A 17178-nucleotide genomic window follows, 5' to 3' on the forward strand; every position below is an offset into this window, starting at 1 on the left:
TTGCGTGCCGGTCAGGGAGGCGACGATGCAGGCGCCCAGACCGATCACGAAGCTTCGCGGCGCGGGAGAGCCGCCGCCGAACCTCGCCGACTACACGGAGGCGTGCCGCCGCTTCTCGTGGGCGGAGGCGCGGGCCGAGCTGACCGGGTTGCCCGGCGGACAGGGGCTCAACATGGCCTACGAGGCCGTGGACCGCCATGCCGCGGGCGCCGGCAGGGATCGCGTCGCGATCCGCTGGCTCGGCAAGGACGGAGAGCGGGTGGACATCCGCTACGGAGAGCTCGCCGAGCTCACGGCCCGCTTCGCCGGCGCGCTCGCCGGCCTGGGGGTCCGGCCGGGAGATCGCGTCTATACGCTGCTCGGCAGAACGCCGGAGCTCTACGTCGCCGCGCTCGGCGCGCTCAGGCACCGGGCGATCTTCTGTCCGCTGTTCTCGGCCTTCGGCCCCGAGCCGCTGCGCGCGCGGATGAGCATCGGCGAGGCGCGCGTGCTGGTGACCACTTCGCGGCTCTACGCGCGCAGGGTCGCGCCGATCCGCGGCGAGCTGCCGTGGCTCGAGCACGTGATCCTCGTGGACGGCGAGGCGCCGGGGACGCTCTCCTACCGGAGGTTGCTCGACGGGGCGCCCGCCGCGGCGCTGGTCCCGCCGACCGACCCGGAAGCGCCGGCCCTGCTGCACTTCACGAGCGGGACGACGGGCACGCCGAAGGGCGCCCTCCACGTCCACGCGGCCGTGCTGATGCACCATGTGACCGGGAGGCTCGCCCTCGACCTCCATCCGGACGACATCTTCTGGTGCACGGCGGACCCGGGATGGGTGACAGGCACCTCCTACGGCATCCTCGCGCCGCTGACGAACGGCGTGACCCTGGTCGTCGACGAGGCCGATTTCGACGCCGAGCGCTGGTACGAGATCCTCGAGCGAGAGCGCGTCACGGTCTGGTACACCGCGCCGACGGCGATCAGGATGCTCATGAAAGCCGGCGTGGAGCCGCTTCGCGCCCGCGACCTCCGCGCGCTCCGCTTCATGGCCAGCGTGGGCGAGCCCCTGAATCCGGACGCGGTGTCATGGAGCAACGAGGTGTTTGGTCGCCCCTTCCATGACGGCTGGTGGCAGACCGAGACGGGGGGGATCATGATCGCCAACCTCGCCTCCGTGGATGTCCGCCCGGGATCCATGGGGCGCCCGCTGCCTGGTGTGGAGGCGGCGATCGTCCGCCGCACACCCGAGGGGGGGGTCGAGGTGATCGAGCAGCCTGACGTGGAGGGGGAGATCGCGCTGCGCCCCGGCTGGCCATCGATGTTTCGCGCCTACTGGAACAACCCCGAGCGTTATGCGAAGTGCTTCGCGGGCGGCTGGTACCTGAGCGGAGATCTCGCCAGGCGAGACGAGGATGGATACTATTGGTTCGTCGGGCGCGACGACGATGTCATCAAGAGCGCCGGGCACCTCATCGGTCCCTTCGAGGTGGAGAGCACGCTGCTCATGCACCCCGCCGTGGCCGAGGCCGCCGTCATCGGGCGGCCGGATCCGATCGCCGGCGAGGTCGTCAAGGCGTTCGTCGCGCTGAAGCCCGGGCACGCTCCGTCCCCGGACATCGAGCGGGAGCTCATCGGCTTCGCGCGCAAGCACCTCGGGCCGGCGGTCGCGCCGCGCGAGATCGCCTTCGCCGGCTCGGTGCCGCGGACGCGCAGCGGCAAGATCATGCGGCGGCTGCTCCGGGCGCGCGAGCTCGGTCTGCCCGAGGGCGACCTGTCCACGCTCGAGGCGGCCGCGGGGGCGACCGGCACGGCCGGGGAGGAGGCGCCGTGAGCGCCCCGCGGACACGACGGCGCTCGAGCGGCTGAGCGCCTCGCCGCGGGGCCGACGAGAAGGCATGACGCGGCGCGACGCGCCGCGGCTGGAGACATCACGCCTCGCGAGCGATTACGGCGGTGACGCAGCCGAGCGGCCCAGCTCGTGCACCGCCAGCCAGCAGAGCGGCGCAAGGGGAGCGCGGCGCGAGGCCGTCGCGCCGGTACACGCGCTGGACAACGCGGGGCCGTGGACATGAAGACGATACTCGATGCGATAGGCGAAACTCCCCTGCTGAGGTTCGACGGCGTTCACGTAAAATGCGAGTACCTCAACCCCTCTGGCTCCATCAAAGACAGGCTCGCCAGGTACATCATCGAGAAGGCGGAGAAGGAAGGGCTCCTGAAGAAGGGCGCCACGATCGTTGAGGCATCGTCCGGAAACACGGGAGCTGCCGTCTCCATGGTCGGCGCCGTGAAAGGCTACAAGGTGACGATCTTCATCGCCGAGGGCCTCTCCGAGGAGCGCTACAAGATGATGAGGGCGTTCGGCGCCGACGTGCGGACCGTCCCGCGGGATCGGATGGATATCGCCGTGCAAAGGGCGAGCGCCCTGGGGAAGGAAAAGGGTCATTTCCATGTGAACCAGTTCGCAAACCCCTGGAACGCCCAAGACCACGACGAGCACCTCGGCGGGGAGATCCTTCGCGCCTCCGGGCGCCGGCGGATCGACGCGGTCGTCGCCGCGATCGGCTCCGGAGGGACCCTGATCGGCCTCGCGAGGGCCTTCCGGCGGGTCAACCCGGAGGTCCAGGTCTTCGGCGTCGAGCCTGCCCGGTGCGCCCTCGTCTACGGGCGCCTGCGCGGCCGGCCCGAGGTGTGCCGGCCCCACCGGATCGAGGGCATCGGCGAGGGGTTCGTGCCTCCGCTCATCGAGGACAACATCGAGCTCATCGACGACGTCATCCGGGTCGAGGACGGAGAGGCGATAGAGGAGGCGAGGCGGATCGCGCGTGTGCACGGCTGCTTCGTCGGGGTCTCCTCCGGTGCGAACCTCCTGGCCGCCAGGCGGGTCAAGGAGAAGAGCCCTGCCCTGAGGAACGTGGTGACCTTGTTCCCGGACGAAGGGGAGAAATACCTGAGCGAGCGATGGTTCTCGCGATGAGCCGCGGCCCCCTTCGTCCTGCGATCCCGCGGCTGCGCGCGGAAGGCATCGCCCCTCGTCGCGTCCCTCAGGTCGGTTGTCCCGGCTGGACGGGGCCGATGCGGTACGGCCGCATCATCTCGTTGTCTTCGTGCTCGAGGATGTGGCAGTGCCACACGTACTGGCCGGCGGTGAGGAACCGCGCCCGGATGCGCGTCACCTCGCCTGGATAGGCGATCACCGTGTCCTTGTAGCCCGTCTCCCACGGCTCCGGCGGGCGTGCAGCGCCGACGAGCGGCGGCATCTGCCCTCCCGGCGAGGCCTCGATGTCCAGGGCCTGCCGATTGACCACCTCGAACAGGGTCTCGTGGATGTGGATGGGATGGGCGTCGCCCGTCAAGTTGTGGAGCTCCCAGACCTCCGTGTCCCCCACCTGCGGATTCTCGGTGACATCGTCCTCCCACGCCAGCAGCTCGACCTCGCCGTCCTCGATCCTCCCGAGCAGCGCCGCCGCCGGCGCATCCGGGAAGTGCGCCGACATGACCTCGCTCAGGACGAGCGGTCGCGTCCTGTCCTCGGGCGGCAGCGGCGGAGCGGGCGGCAACAGCAGGAAGCGCGGCGGTGTGCTGTGATCACATCCCCGCGTGTGCATCACGTCGAAGGCCATGATCTGCCCGGTGGAGGCCGGGTCCGCCGGGTCGAAATCGACGCCTGGCGCGCCGCCGCCGAACGGCTCGTCCGGGCCGACGTTGGCGAGGATGTGGCGGCCCTTCGGGACACGGCCGAAGTCGACGATGAGATCCGCGCGCTCGGCCGGCGCCATGAGCAGCCTGTTGCCGTTGGTCGCGGTGAGGTTCACCGGCGAATCCAGAAAGCCGCCCTCGTTTCCGATCATCCAGACTTCTACACCCGGGATCTGATTGAAATCCAGGATCAAGAAACGCGACTGGCAGCCGTTGAGGAAGCGGAAGCGGTAGCGGCGCTGTTTGACCGCCAGGAACGGCCAGGTATTGCCGTTCACCATGATCATGTTGCCGAAGAACTCGGGATTCCAGATCGGCGAGACGTCGGTTTGCGGGATGAACGGACCCTTGATGCCGTCGAAGAAGGCCCGGGTGTCCGGGTAGAACAGCGACCCATCCGAGTTGAACGAGCGATCTTGGATCGCGATCGGGATCTCGCGATAGTGGATGTTGGGGGCGTCGCCCCGCGAAGGGGCCGGGCCGGGGAGCACGGCCGGCCTGTGGGTGCGCGCGTCGAGCACCAGGTCGCTCTGGCCGCCGCGGACCAGGTAGAAGCCCGCCGGACCGGCGTACACGTTCGCGCGCGTCATCCCCAGGGTGTGATCGTGATACCATTCGGTGGAGGCCCGACCAGCGTTCGGATACTGGGCGATCGCGAATCCAGGCCCCCAGGTCACGCCGAACTTGGCGAGCGCCTTCGCCGCGAAGAAATCGTACCAGGTCCCCCTGGTCGCGTACCCCGGTGGGATGTTGGCGGCGTCGGGCAGATACCACGCCTCGGCGTAACCGTCGCTCTCGTCGCCGACGTTCACGGCGCCGTGCACGTGGGTGACGATGGGCACGGGGCCGGTGTAAGGTCCCGGCGTCTCCTGCGGCTCCTCGAACTCTGGGCGCATGTCGCGGCCCTCCCTGCCTCCCGGCGGATTCGCCCAGTGCAAGGTTTGGTCGACCGGCAAGAGATGAGGCAAGTAGTTGCCGCCGGCGTCCACCAGCTCGTTGATCCATTTGATCCGCACCGGTCGTTCGTGATCAGCCTCGATCGTGAGCGACGGCGCGTGGAAGATCCGGGGCCCGCCCTGGGCGACCTTCGGCCCGTATCCCCACACGGTCGTCGCCGGGTAGGGAGGAGGCAGGATCTGCTGCGCGAACTGCCGCACGGCGATCTCGTAGTAGTCGATGAACCGGCCGCCGTGGAGCGTGATCTTGCCGGCTCGCGGCATCGCGGGCGGGACGAGCAGCGGCGTCACGTACTTGTCCACGCCCAGCGGGTCGAGCGTGCCGCCGGGGATCGCCGCGCACGCCGTGCGAACGGAGCCGCCGATCCTGTCGAGGAGGAGGAGGGTCGTGCCCCCCGCTCCGATCTTGAAGAACTGACGTCGTGTGAACATCCCCCCACCCCCCGTGTCGAACACTGGCGCGAAAGCATAGAGGCTGTTCCCTTCGACGCAACCACGATGTCCTACCACGCGACTCTCGTCGTCGAGGCCGACACGAGGTCCGCTGACATGGGCTTTCCGTCCGGGCGCGGCAGGGCCTCGCGCACCCCGGCAATACCGCTGCAGCGTCGGCCACGAGGTCGCCGTCGACATACGTCTTACCGTCGTTCGAGGGGTCGATGGTGAGCATCGCCAGGGCCGACAGCCCCGATGCCTGCGACGGCGCGGCCACCGGCGTCATCCAGCCGGGGCGGGGCTCCACGCGCCCCACGCCCAGAGGACGAGCCGGATCGAGGTTGACCAGCGTGCCGCAGTCGATCGCCGCGACGACGCGGTGCACGCGGAGGCTCGGAGAAGTAGCTGAGCGAGCGATGGTTCTCGCGCCGAGCGCGCGGCGACCGCCGCCCCGGTGTCGCGCCTGGGTCAATACGAGAGGGAAATGACGTCCCCGCGCAGCTGATCGAGCACGGCCTGCAGGGCCGCGGGTCGTCCGCGCTCGCGACGGCGCGGAGCTCGAAGGCCGCGCCGGCGTTCGTGGTCCCGCTGCCCACGCGGTCGCCGGGCGCCTTTTCCACCGGCCGCGGCTCTCCGGTCAGCGCCGATTCATCGAGGAGCGCCCGCGCGCCCACGACGAGCCCGTCGACTGGCACGATCTCGCCCGCCTTGACCAGCAGAAGGTCGCCGGGGGCGACGGCGCCGATCGGGACGGTCGTGACGTCGGCCCCCTCGCGGCGGTGCGCGGTGCGGGGAGCGCGAGCGAGGAGGGCGGAGAGCTCGCGCCGCGCGCGCGCGGCCGCGTACCCCTCCAGGGCGCTTCCGGTCGCCATCATCGCGCCGATCATCGCGCCGGCCAGGTACTCCCGGAGCAAGAGCGCGCCGCCGATGGCGAGGAGCGCGATGACGTCGACGCCGGCCCGCTTCTTCAGCACGTCCGCCAGGATGCGCGCGCCCACGAGGGCGAGCGCGATCACCGCGCCGGCCGCCCAGAGCATGTCTCCTAGACGCGTGTGTCCTTCGAGGTGCGCCGCGGCCCCGCCCAGCAAGCCGGCGAGCGTCGACACGACGAGCGCACCGCTCCTCGGGGACGGCAGCTCGGGTCCAGGTGCGTCGCGCTGGGACACCATGGAAACTGCCTGCAGGATCGCTGCGACTCCCAATCACGGCGGAGGTTCACCGCATCTGACAGCGCCCTGTCTTCTCCACCAGATGGATGCATCCGACGACCACGCCGCGGCCGTCTTCGCAGGCCCAAGGGCCGAGGCTGTCCTGACGATCTCTTCCGCGGCAGATCCCACCCGGACGACCGGGACGATGTGAACGTCGCTACCGAGCTCGGCCACGATACCGAGCAGCGCGTCCGCAGCTCCCGGCTGCGCTTGCCTGGAGGCAGCGACGTGGATAACCCGGAGCTCGGCGCCCCAGGAGCGCGCATGTTCTAGGGCGGCTCTCACCGCCTTGGCCGATAGCTCCGAGAGATCCGCGGCGACCAGGATCCGGTGAATAGGCTGCATGCTGCTTCCTTGCAGGTCTGGTCCAGGTGTCATGGCCGAGGTGAACCGGCTTGGCGCGTACTACCGTGTCCGCCAGACCCAGCAATCACCGTGCCCTGTCAACGCGCGCTATGCATCACGAGCCACGTACGAGGCCGCTCGGTGCACTTGTGGACTGATCACATGATCCCGCTGAGCATGCATCGTGCGACAGCCGCTCCGCATGCGACCTGCCGTCGTCGCGCGAGCGCTGGTGACGTGCGTGCTCGCCTTCTCGCTGCTCTGGAGCGATTCCGGGCGAGCTGCGCCGATCGAGCCGCGCGCCGACGTGGAGCTGTTCACGCGCAAGGGGTGCCCTCGCTGCGACGAGGCCAAGCGCTTCGTGGCCGAGCTCGAGGGCCGTCGACCCGGCCTGCGCACGATCGTCGCGGATGTCGTCGAGGACCGCACGGCGCTCGACCGGCTGAGGGCGATCGCTCAGGGGCAGTCGACCGCTGCCGTGAGCGTCCCCGCGTTCTATGTGCGCGGGATGCTCGTCGTTGGGTACGCGGGGCGCGACGCCACGGGCCGGCGGATCGAGGCGTTGCTCGACAACGCGCCGCCGCCGTCCACCGCGGCCGGCGAGTCTGATGCGTCGTGTCCGCTCGCGCCGGAGCAGCCACCGTGCCCGGCTGACGGCGCCGGGCCGAGCGCGGGGGTTGTCGACGTGCCCGTCTTCGGGCGACTGGACGTCCGCGATCTTGGCCTGCCGGCGTTCACTGTCCTCCTGGGGCTCGTGGACGGCTTCAACCCGTGCGCCACGTGGGTGCTCCTCTTTCTCCTCTCCTTCCTCGCCACGCTGCGGAGCCGGGCCAAGATGCTGCTGATTGCCGGCATCTTCGTGCTCGTGAGCGGTCTCGCTTATTTCTCCTTCATGGCCGCCTGGCTGAACTTCTTTCTCCTGGTCGGCGCCTCGCGTGCCGTGCAGATCGCGCTGGGAGCGATCGCCGTTCTCGCCGGTTCGGTCCACGTCAAGGACTTCTTCGCATGGAAGCGGGGCGTGTCGCTCAGCATCCCTGAGTCGGTGAAGCCAGGGATCTACGCGAGGATGCGGGCCGTCGTCAGGGCGGAGAGCCTGCCCTCCGCGCTCGCCGCCGCATGCCTCCTCGCCGTCATGGTCAACGTCGTCGAGCTCCTCTGCACCGCGGGCCTGCCCGCGCTCTACACCCAGCTCCTCGCCGAGGCGCGCCTCCCCGCGTGGAAGCACTATGCCTATCTCGGGCTCTATAACGTGGCCTACATGGCGGACGACATGGTCATGATCGGCATCGCGGTGGCGACGTTGAGCCGCCGCAAGCTGCAGGAAAAAGAGGGACGATGGCTCAAGCTGCTGAGCGGAGCGATCATGGTGCTGCTCGGTCTCCTCCTGCTGCTCAAGCCCGCCTGGCTGGCGACATGACCGCCGCGAATGGCGCAGCAGCCGTAAAGCCCGCGACGTGATAGCCGGCGGCCGCCTCGCGGCGCCTACTCCCTGCATGCATTACCGCTCAGGCGAGGGCCCCAATACGTCAGGGATTGCCGATCCGGCCTATGGGCGGCGCGCGGCGGACGCGCGCTCCGACAGGCGATCGACGACCCCCGGCGGCCGCTGGAGGTGGCGCCGGCGCTGCGGTCCGCCGTGGAGGCCACGCACGACCTGAAGACGCTCCAGACATGGCTGCTCGTCGCCGGCGCCGGGGCACGCGAGGTGCTGCACGATAGCGTCTCCGCCAGCTCCCGCTCGTCCTGACCGGCGTCCGACGATCCCGGCGAACGCGGGGCCGGCGCGCCGACGGGCATCGCCGGCGCGAGCGGAGCGCGGTGGCCCGCCGTCGTTCGCCGCGCCCGCCCCGCCACGCCGCGAGGTGACGGCGCGGCCCTGCGCGGTTAAGCTCGCGCTCGTGCCGTTTCCCCGGAAGACCAACCCCGTGCGCCGCCTGCCCGCGCTCGCGCTCGCAGCGCTGACGGCGATCGCCGGCGCCGCGTGCGTCAGCAAGCCGACGATGCAGCTCGACCACGCCGAGATCACAGGGATCCGCATCGCCTTCCCGCCGAGCCTCGGCATCCTCATGACGATCGTCGTCAACGTCCACAACCCGAACTCGTACGACGTCGCTGTCCGCGCGGTGCGCGGTCAGGTCGTGCTCGCCGGCCGCTACCCGCTGGCGGTCGACTTCCGGGCCGACGGCGACGGCGTATGGCTCGCTTCCGACCGCACGACCCAGGTCCGCGTCCCCGTCAGCGTCCCCGTCGATCTCGGCCTCCAGCTGCTCCGTGAGACGCTCTCGTCGCCCGTCATCCCGTACCGCTTCAGCGGCCGGGCGGACGTCACCGCGACGCGCACCTTCCGGCTCGAGGCCGACGACTACTCGATCGACGATCACGGCGTCGTCGCCCGCAACCAGATCGAGACCGCCCTCGGCATCCTGCGATAACACCCGCCGCGGCCGGAGGCTGCTGGCGGTACCCTGGCGGCCCACGGGGCGCCCCCGCGCGGACGAACACGCGCTCGGTCTCCGGCGAGGACCACACGCCCCGGTGCCCGCGTTGGCGTGGCGCGCGACGTGCCGATGTTGCGCAAGTCGCGCCGACGTGGCGCGGCTGCCCTCGACGTCGGCGCCCGCGCTGGCCGGCCGGCCAGATCGACGCTCGACGCAACGACAGTCCATGACAGCGGCGCGCCCGCGCCGTGAGCGCCTCGCTCCTTCCTGATGGCGGCTCCCGCCATCAGGTGGAGGCTCCGGCCTCCAGGCGGCACGGCGAGCCTCGACGCGCAGCCTCCGCGCGGGACATCCTGCGCGTCCTGCTCGCTCTCCTCGGCGGTGCCTCGCGCCGCCACGGAGCACGCGGGCATCCAGGCCAGTCCGTTCATCGATGGATCGGCGTGTTGGCCACCGACTTGCTTCGGCTCGCCCCTGAACTCGGTCGCACCTGCGACACGCCGTCCCGCGCCATCGGCGCGAGGGGGAGCTTACATGGTGGATGGCTGTTCCAGCGGTTTTCTCGCGCTCGATCCGGAGATGAGGCGCCTGCGCGAGGCCCTCGAGACCGTGGCGCCCACGCCGTTGCCGGTCCTGATCCTCGGCGAGACCGGGACGGGAAAAGAGGTGGTGGCGGAGTGGATCGCCGGCATGTCGCGGCACCCGCGCGAGCGCTTCGTGAAGGTCAACTGCGCGAGCCTGTCGGAGTCGCTCGTCGAGAGCGAGCTCTTCGGCCACGAGCGCGGCGCGTTCACCGGGGCGGTGGCGCCGCGCGAAGGGCTGTTCGAGGCCGCCCACGAGGGCACGCTCTTCCTCGACGAGGTGGGGGAGCTGTCCCCGCGCACGCAGGCGAAGCTGCTCCGCACGCTGGAGTACGGCGAGATCGTCCGCGTCGGGAGCACGCGCCCGCGCCGCGTGGACGTCCGCGTGATCGCGGCGACGCACCGCGATCTCGAGCAGATGGTGCGGGAGGGGAGCTTCCGCCAGGACCTCTACTTCCGCCTCAACGCGATCACCCTGCGGATCCCGCCGCTCCGGGCCCGCACCTCCGAGATCCTGCCGCTCGCGGAGCTCTTCGCGGCGCGCCTCTCGCAGCGGCTCGCGCGCCCGGCGCCGCCGCTCGCGAAGGAGGCGACGGCCGCGCTCCTCTCGCACGCCTGGCCGGGGAACGTCCGGGAGCTGCGCCACGTGGTCGAGCGCGCGGTCGTGATGTCGAAGGGCGGGCCGATCGGCGCGGACCACCTGATGCTGGAGGCGCCGCGGGCGCCGGTCGAGGCCGGGATCAAGGGCGATCTGCGCTCCTTCGAGCGAGACCGCATCGTCGCCGCGCTCGCGCAGTCCCGCCAGAACCAGACGCGGGCCGCCGAGCTCCTCGGCGTGTCGCGGCGCACGCTCACCAACAAGCTCAACACGTACGGCATCGCGCGGCCCCGCAAGAAGGTCGCGCTGGAGGAGTGCTGACGTGGCCTCGCCGTTCTTCCGCACGATGCGGTCGCTCGAGATCGAGCGCGGTCCGAGGACGTGGATCCGCCTCGCCGTGATCCTCGCCGTGCTCGGCGCCTGGGCGGTCTGGATGCACGCGGCGCGCGTCTCGGTCTACGCGACGACCGGGAAGGCGCGCCTGGAGGTCAGCCGGATGGCCCACCGCGTGGCCGCCGTCGAGGCCGGGCGCGTGTCGGTGGTGCAGGTCTCGCTCGGCCGCCACGTGGAGCAAGGGGAGGTGCTCGTCGAGCTGGACGCCGCCGTCGAGGAGCGGCGCCTGGAGGAGGAGCGCACGAGGGCGGCCGCGCTCGCGCCGAAGATCGAGGCGCTGCAGCACCAGATCGCGGTCGAGGAGGAGGTGCGCGCGTGGCAGGTGAAGCTGTCCGACGCCTCGGTCGCGCGCGCCAGGATCGACCTGCGCCAGCGGGATCTCTCCGCCGCGCACGGCGAGGAGCTGCGCGCGATGTCCGAGCGCCTGCACGACGAGCGGCTCGCGTCGACGGCCGACCACCTCGAGGCGAAGAGCCGCGCCGCCGACGAGCAGCTCAAGGCGGAGGGGGCGCGCGCCGATCTCCGGCGGCTCTCGGTCGCGGGGCGCCACGACGAGCGGCAGACGGCGGCCCGCCTCGCCGAGCTCGGGCGCGCGCTCGGGGATCTGGTGGCCGAGCAACAGGCGGCCGACGCGGCGGTGCACACCGCGCTCGCGCAGATCGAGCGGCGCAAGGTCCGCGCGCCCATCGCGGGGAAGCTCGGGAACATCGCGGCGCTCCAGGTGGGGGACGTGCTCAAGCCGGGCGACCTCGTGGCGACGGTCGTCCCGGGCGACGACCTCCACGCCGTCGCCCTCTTCGCGCCGTCCGACGCGGTGGGACGCGTCGTCCCCGGGCAGAGGGCGCGGATGCGCCTCGACGGGTTCGCGTGGACGCAGTTCGGCATGATCGAGGGGGAGGTCTCCCACGTCGCGAGCGAGCCGTACGACGGCGCGATCCGCGTCGAGCTGCTCGTGCGGCCGGAGAGCGCGGCGTCGATCCCGGTGCAGCACGGGATGCCTGGGACCGCCGAGGTCGAGGTGGAGCGCGTCTCTCCGTGGGCGCTCCTCCTGCGCGCCGTGGCGCCGGGAGGTGCGCGATGAAGCGCGCTTTCCTCGTCCCCGAGGTGCTGCAGGCGTCGCTCATGGACTGCGGCCCCGCCGCGCTCAAGGCGGTGCTGCAGGGGTTCGGCGTCGACGTGCACTACGAGTGGCTCCGCGACCGCTGCCAGACGGACGTGGACGGGACGTCGATCGACGCGCTCGCCGCGCTCGGGCAGGAGCTCGGGCTCGCGACCGCCGAGGTGGTGGTCCCCCACGACAGCTTCCTCCTGCCAGAGGCCGACTGCCTCCCCGCGATCGTGGTCAAGCGCGGCGCGGGCGGCGCGCTCCACTTCGTGGTCGTCTGGCGCCGGCTCGGGCCGTTCGTGCAGATCCTCGACCCCGGCAGCGGGCGCCGCTGGGTGCGCTCAGCGCGCTTCATGGAGGACATGCCGCACTTCCCGATCCCGATCTCGATCGAGCGGTGGCGGCGGTGGGCGTCGTCCGCGGACTCGCTCGGCCCGCTCCGCGCGAAGCTGCGCGCGCTGCGAGCGGACGGGGAGGCGCTGATCGCCCGGGCCGACGCGGACCCGGGGTGGCGGCCCTTCGCGGCGCTCGACGCCGCCGTGCGGATGGTGGCGCGCCTCGTCCGCGGCGGCGCGATCGCGCGCGGGGGCGAGGCGCAGCGCGTGCTCGAGGGCGTCTTCGAGCGCGCCCTCGCCGGGGAGGCGGGCGCCATCCCGAAGGGGTTCTTCTGGGCCACGGAGGGCAAGGCGCCGGGGAAGCTCCTCGTGCATGGCGCGGTCATCGTCCACGTCGGCCCGCGTCAGCGCGGCGCGAGCCGGGCCAGCGCGGCCGCGCCCGCGCCTGCGTGCTCGGCTGTCGCGCCGCCGCCGAGCTACCGCGGCAGCGCCGCGCCCGAGGCCGCGCGCGCGGCCGCGCCGGACCGGCCCGCGCCGCGCGCGACCGCGACCGCGGCGCTGCCGGCGTCGGTTCGCCGGGAGCTCGAGCTGCCGACGCCGTCCCCCTCGCGCCTGTTCTTCTGGATGCTGCGCGCGGACGCGGGCGGGGCGCTCGCGCTCGTCGGGGTCGCGCTCGCGGCGAGCGCGGCCATCGCGGCGATCGACGTGGTCATCCTCCGCGGGCTGTTCGACGCGGTGAAGAGCGTCACCGTCGAGTACCAGCGCGCGCTCGGGCTCCTCGCCCTCGTCGCGTTCGCCGCCGGGGGCCTGGCGCTCGAGATCTTCGTGGCCCACGCCGTCTCGCGCCTCGGGCGCGCCCTCGAGGTGCGCTTCCGCGCCGCGTTCCTGGAGAAGCTGCCGCGGCTCGAGGATCGCTACCTGCGCAGCCGGCCGACCTCGGACATGACCGCGCGGGGCCACGCGATGCACCTGATGCGCGAGGCCCCGGCGCTCTTCGCCCGCATCGCGCGCGCGGCGCTGTCGTTCGCCGCGACGCTCCTCGGGGTCGTCTGGCTCTACCCGGGCGGCGCGTGGCTGTCGCTGGTGGCGGCGGCGGTCGCGCTCGCCGCGCCGTACCTCGCGCGGAGGCCGCTCGTGGAGAGCCTCATGCGCCTGCGCACGCACGCGGCGTCGCTCGAAAGGTTCTACCTCGATGCCCTTCTCGGCGTCGTGCCCATCCGCGTCCACGGCGCGGAGCGGGCGGTGCGGCGCGAGCACGAGGCGCTGCTCGTCGAGTGGGCGCGCACCGGCCGGCTCGTGCACGCGCAGTCCACCGCCATGCAGGCCGCCCAGGGGATCGCGAGCACGGCCGTGGCGGTCGCGATCGTCGGCGGCTACGTCGCCTCCGGCGGCCCGGCGGCGGCGCTGCTCCTGCTCGTGTTCTGGTCGCTCCGCCTCCCCGCGGCGGCGCAGGAGCTCGTCGCGGCGCTGCTCGGCTGGAAGAACGTGCGCAACGCGTCCGTGCGCCTCTTCGCGCCGCTCGCGGCGCCGGAGATGGACCTGCCCCGCGCGCCCGCCGAGGACGCCGTCGGCGCGGCGCGCGCCGCGCAGGGCGCCGCGCTGGCCGCCGCGTGCGCCACGTCGATCGACCTCCGGGGCGTGAGCGTGAAGGCGGGAGGGCACACGCTCCTGTCCGATGTCTCGCTGAGCGTCCCGGCGGGGGCGCACGTCGCGATCGTGGGGGCGTCGGGCGCGGGGAAATCGTCGCTTCTCTCGCTGCTCCTCGGGTGGCTGCGGGCGTCCGCGGGGGAGGTGCTCGTCGACGGGCGCCCCTTCGACGACGCGGCGGTCGAGCGCCTGCGCCGCGCGACCGCGTGGGTGGACCCGGCGATCCAGCTCTGGAACCGCACGCTCCTCGAGAACATCACCTTCGGCCACGCCGGCGACGCCCTCGCGCGCGTGCCCCTGTCCATGAGCCAGGCCGAGCTCACCGGCGTCCTGGAGAGCCTGCCCGACGGCTTGCAGGCGGCGATCGGCGAGGGGGGCGCGCGCCTGTCGGGCGGGCAGGGGCAGCGCGTCCGCCTCGCGCGGGCGCTCATGAAGGGCGACGCCCGCCTCGTGCTCCTCGACGAGCCGTTCCGCGGGCTCGAGCGCGAGCGGCGCCGGGAGCTGCTCGCGCGCGCGCGGGAGCACTGGGGGCGCTCGACGCTCGTCCTCGTCAGCCACGACGTCATGGACACGCTCGGCTTCGACCGCGTGCTGGTCGTCGAGGGGGGCAGGGTCGTCGAGGACGGCGCGCCGCGCGAGCTCATGGACGACCCGCGGAGCCGCTACCGCGCGCTCGCCGAGGCGGACGCGCGGGCGCGCGACGAGGTCTGGTCGAAGGAGCGCTTCCGGAGCGCGACGATGGAGGGCGGCCGGCTCCTCCAGGGGGCGGCGTGAAGGCGGGCGAGGCCGGACAGGCCGCAACGTTGGGCGGGCTCGCGTGGCAGCCGTCCGCGCTCGGCCACGCGATGAGCGCGCTCACGGCCGCGTGCGGGCTCGCGAGCGGCGCGGCGCCGTCGCCCGGCGCGCCGCCGGAGGGCGACCCCACCGCGTGGATCGAGGCGTACGCGGGGTGCATGGGCGTCGAGGCGGAGGCCGTCCAGTGCAGCTTCGCCGAGCTCGCGCGCGCGCTCCCGTCCCTCGGCCCCTCGATCGTCCGCGTCGAGCAGGGCTACCTCGCGGTGATGTCCGCGGGCCGGCGGGGGCTCTCGGTTCTGACGCCGGCGCTCACGCCGATGCGGATCCCGCTGGAGACCGTGCGCCGGGCGCTCACCGCCCACCTCGAGGATCGCCCCGCGTCGCACGTCGACAAGTGGCTCGCCGCGGCGCGCGTCCCGCCGCGGCGCGCCGCGCGGGCGCGCGACGAGCTGCTCGCCCAGCTCGTCGCGGATCGCCCCATCGACGGCGTGTGGCTGCTGCGCCCCGATCCAGGGTCGAGCTTCCGGCGCCTGCTCTCGAGGCGCGGGGTGCTCCGCCGGGGCGCGATCTTCCTCGCGGCCGCCGCTTTGCAGATCGCGCTCGGCGTCTTCGCCTGGTGGCTGATCGGCGCGGGCGCGCTCGACGGCGACGTGCAGCCGGGGTGGCTGCTCGCGTGGGTGCTCCTGTCGCTCTCGGCGCTCTTCGTGCAGCTGTTCGCCTCGTTCACGGGGGGCATGCTCACGATCGACGTCGCCGCGCTCCTCAAGCAGCGCCTGCTGTGCGGCGCGCTCCGCCTGGATCCGGCGACGATCCGGGCGCGCGGCTCGGGCGAGCTGCTGGCGATGGTCTCCGAGTCCGAGGCGGTCGAGACGGCCGGGCTCGGCGGCGCGCTCGGGGCGATCGTCGCGCTCGTGCAGCTCGCGAGCGCCGCGGCGGTCCTCGCCGCCGGCGCCGGCGGCGGCCTCCACGTCGCGCTGCTCCTCGGGTGGACGCTCGCCGTGGCGCTGCTCGGGCGCCGCTTCGCCCGGGAGCGGGCGGCGTGGACGGGCGAGCGGTTCGCGATCACGAGCGGCTTCGTGGAGCACGTCGTCGGGCACCGGACGCGCGTCGCCCAGCAGGCCTCGCACCTCCACCACCTGGAGGAGGACGCGGCGCTCGAGCGCTACCACCGCGCCGCGCGCGGGATGGATCGCGTGGGGGATCTCCTTGCGTCGCTCCCGGCGCGCGGGTGGCTCGCGCTCGGGCTGCTCGGCCTGGTCCCGGCGGTCCTGGGCGGGGTGGGGGCGGGTCCGCTCGTCGTCGCGACCGGCGGCATCCTCCAGGCGCAGGCCGCGTTCGCGACGCTGGCGACGAGCCTCGGCGCGCTGCTCTCCGCCGCCGTCTCGTGGCGCTCGATCGCGCGGCTTTTCGTGGCGGCCGAGGGGCGCGAGCCCGCCGGGATCCCGCAGGCCGTGCTCGGGCGCCCCGCGGCGTCGGACGTCGTGATCGAGGCGCGGGGCGTGTCGTTCCGCTACGACGGGGAGCGCGGCGAGCCCGTCCTCCGCGGCTGCGACCTGGTCCTCTCGAAGGGCGACCGGCTGCTGCTGGAGGGGCGCTCCGGAGGTGGCAAGTCGACGCTCGCGGCCGTGCTCAGCGGCCTTCACGCGCCGTCGTCGGGGCTCGTGCTGCTGCGCGGCCTCGACCGGCGGACGCTGGGCGGGGCGGCGTGGCGCAGCCGCGTGGCGAGCGCGCCGCAGTTCCACGACAACCACGTTCTCTCCGGGACGCTCGCGTTCAACCTGCTGATGGGCCGCGCGTGGCCCGCGTCGCCCGAGGACCGGCGGGAGGCGGAGGTCGTGTGCCGCAAGCTGGGGCTCGGGCCGCTGCTGGACAGGATGCCCTCGGGGCTCGATCAGGTCGTGGGCGAGACGGGGTGGCAGCTCTCGCACGGCGAGCGGAGCCGGCTGTTCCTGGCGCGCGCGCTGCTCCAGCGCTCGGACGCCGTGATCCTCGACGAGAGCTTCGGCGCGCTGGATCCGCTCACCGCCCGCGAGTGCGTCGGCGCCGTGCTGGAGCGGGCGCCGGCGCTGATCGTCATCGCGCACCCGTGAGCGTAACGTGAGGGAGCGGAGGACGGCCTCGACCTAGGGGTGTTGTCGCCAGCGTGAGCGCTGGTCGGCAGGCACATCGCTAGTTCCGTGCGCACAGCCACGCTGCGCGCGCTGGTTGACATAGATAACCTTGCGCGATCCGCATCCCTCCAGGAAAAGTGACGCTTTATCGACAAGGTCTCCGAGCCCGTGGGTGGGATCTGCGATGAATCGGCGGGAGAGGGCGAGGCGAATCGGTGCTTCGACCAGCTCAGCACCAACCCGGTCAATGGCCGAGCCCGCCTGGGGGTGATGCAAGGTCGGGGGGAACGACAGCGGCAAATGAGGACCGCTTCCCGGGCGCGCCTCCCCTTGTCATGGCGCTGGGGGGGACCGTCGTGTTACGATGCCATGGAATGAGCGCCTGCCTGCACCCCGTCGCGTCGCGTTCGTGGCCTTGCCGCGGCGCGCGTAGCGCGCTCATTCCCCTGCGATCCCGGCTCCTCTGCCGGAGGTCGCCCGCACGCTCGTAGGGGAGCGGCCTTCCGGCGTCTTTCGCTGGCCGCTCCCGGAAGGAAGCGGGCCTGGC

11 protein-coding genes are annotated in these 17178 nt (G+C 72.7%); 8 read left to right on the top strand and 3 right to left on the bottom strand.

Annotated elements, in window-relative coordinates; genetic code table 11:
• The first annotated feature begins 25 nt into the window (after window positions 1-25).
• Window positions 26-1813, top strand: a complete 1788-nt coding sequence (gene acsA / locus WMF39_RS14965; RefSeq protein WP_437746181.1) for an acetate--CoA ligase — start codon at window positions 26-28, stop codon at window positions 1811-1813.
• Window positions 1814-2050: 237 nt separating this feature from the next.
• Entirely contained in the window at window positions 2051-2959 is a 909-nt protein-coding gene (locus tag WMF39_RS14970) for a PLP-dependent cysteine synthase family protein (protein WP_437746182.1), read from the top strand.
• Window positions 2960-3026: 67 nt separating this feature from the next.
• Here the strand turns inward: WMF39_RS14970 and WMF39_RS14975 are convergent, their stop codons facing one another.
• The 3 genes from WMF39_RS14975 to WMF39_RS14985 form a co-directional block, all read right to left on the bottom strand.
• Window positions 3027-5069 carry a multicopper oxidase family protein gene (locus tag WMF39_RS14975; RefSeq protein ID WP_437746183.1) on the bottom strand — a complete coding sequence of 681 codons (2043 nt, stop codon included), beginning with the start codon at window positions 5067-5069 and terminating at the stop codon, window positions 3027-3029.
• Window positions 5070-5275: 206 nt separating this feature from the next.
• Window positions 5276-6241 (bottom strand): hypothetical protein, encoded by a 966-nt coding sequence (locus WMF39_RS14980; RefSeq protein WP_437746184.1) that lies wholly within the window; start codon window positions 6239-6241, stop codon window positions 5276-5278.
• Between the two features lie 33 nt (window positions 6242-6274).
• Window positions 6275-6628 carry a universal stress protein gene (locus WMF39_RS14985; protein WP_437746185.1) on the bottom strand — a complete coding sequence of 118 codons (354 nt, stop codon included), beginning with the start codon at window positions 6626-6628 and terminating at the stop codon, window positions 6275-6277.
• A gap of 184 nt (window positions 6629-6812) precedes the next feature.
• Here WMF39_RS14985 and WMF39_RS14990 point away from each other — a divergent pair, with 184 nt between their 5' ends.
• The 6 genes from WMF39_RS14990 (at window position 6813) to WMF39_RS15015 (ending at window position 16610) form a co-directional block, all read left to right on the top strand.
• Window positions 6813-8045: an NrdH-redoxin gene (locus WMF39_RS14990; RefSeq protein WP_437746186.1), complete on the top strand. Its 1233-nt coding sequence runs from the start codon at window positions 6813-6815 to the stop codon at window positions 8043-8045.
• Window positions 8046-8526: 481 nt separating this feature from the next.
• Window positions 8527-9060, top strand: coding sequence for an LEA type 2 family protein (locus WMF39_RS14995; protein WP_437746187.1), 534 nt, complete (start codon window positions 8527-8529; stop codon window positions 9058-9060).
• A 540-nt stretch (window positions 9061-9600) separates the two neighbouring features.
• Complete coding sequence (locus tag WMF39_RS15000) at window positions 9601-10566, top strand: sigma-54 interaction domain-containing protein (protein ID WP_437746188.1); 966 nt, start codon at window positions 9601-9603, stop codon at window positions 10564-10566.
• 1 nt (window position 10567) lies between these two features.
• The gene (locus WMF39_RS15005) at window positions 10568-11719 is read left to right on the top strand and encodes an HlyD family secretion protein (RefSeq protein WP_437746189.1); all 1152 of its coding nucleotides are present in this window, start codon (window positions 10568-10570) and stop codon (window positions 11717-11719) included.
• The gene (locus WMF39_RS15010) at window positions 11716-14499 is read left to right on the top strand and encodes an ATP-binding cassette domain-containing protein (RefSeq protein ID WP_437746190.1); all 2784 of its coding nucleotides are present in this window, start codon (window positions 11716-11718) and stop codon (window positions 14497-14499) included. Before WMF39_RS15005 ends, WMF39_RS15010 begins: the two co-directional genes overlap by 4 nt.
• Window positions 14500-14570: 71 nt before the next feature.
• Window positions 14571-16610, top strand: coding sequence for an ATP-binding cassette domain-containing protein (locus WMF39_RS15015; RefSeq protein WP_437746191.1), 2040 nt, complete (start codon window positions 14571-14573; stop codon window positions 16608-16610).
• The last annotated feature ends 568 nt before the right edge of the window (window positions 16611-17178 follow it).

The organism is Sorangium sp. So ce1504, from assembly GCF_051521635.1.
GTDB lineage: Bacteria > Myxococcota_A > Polyangia > Polyangiales > Polyangiaceae > Sorangium > Sorangium cellulosum_B.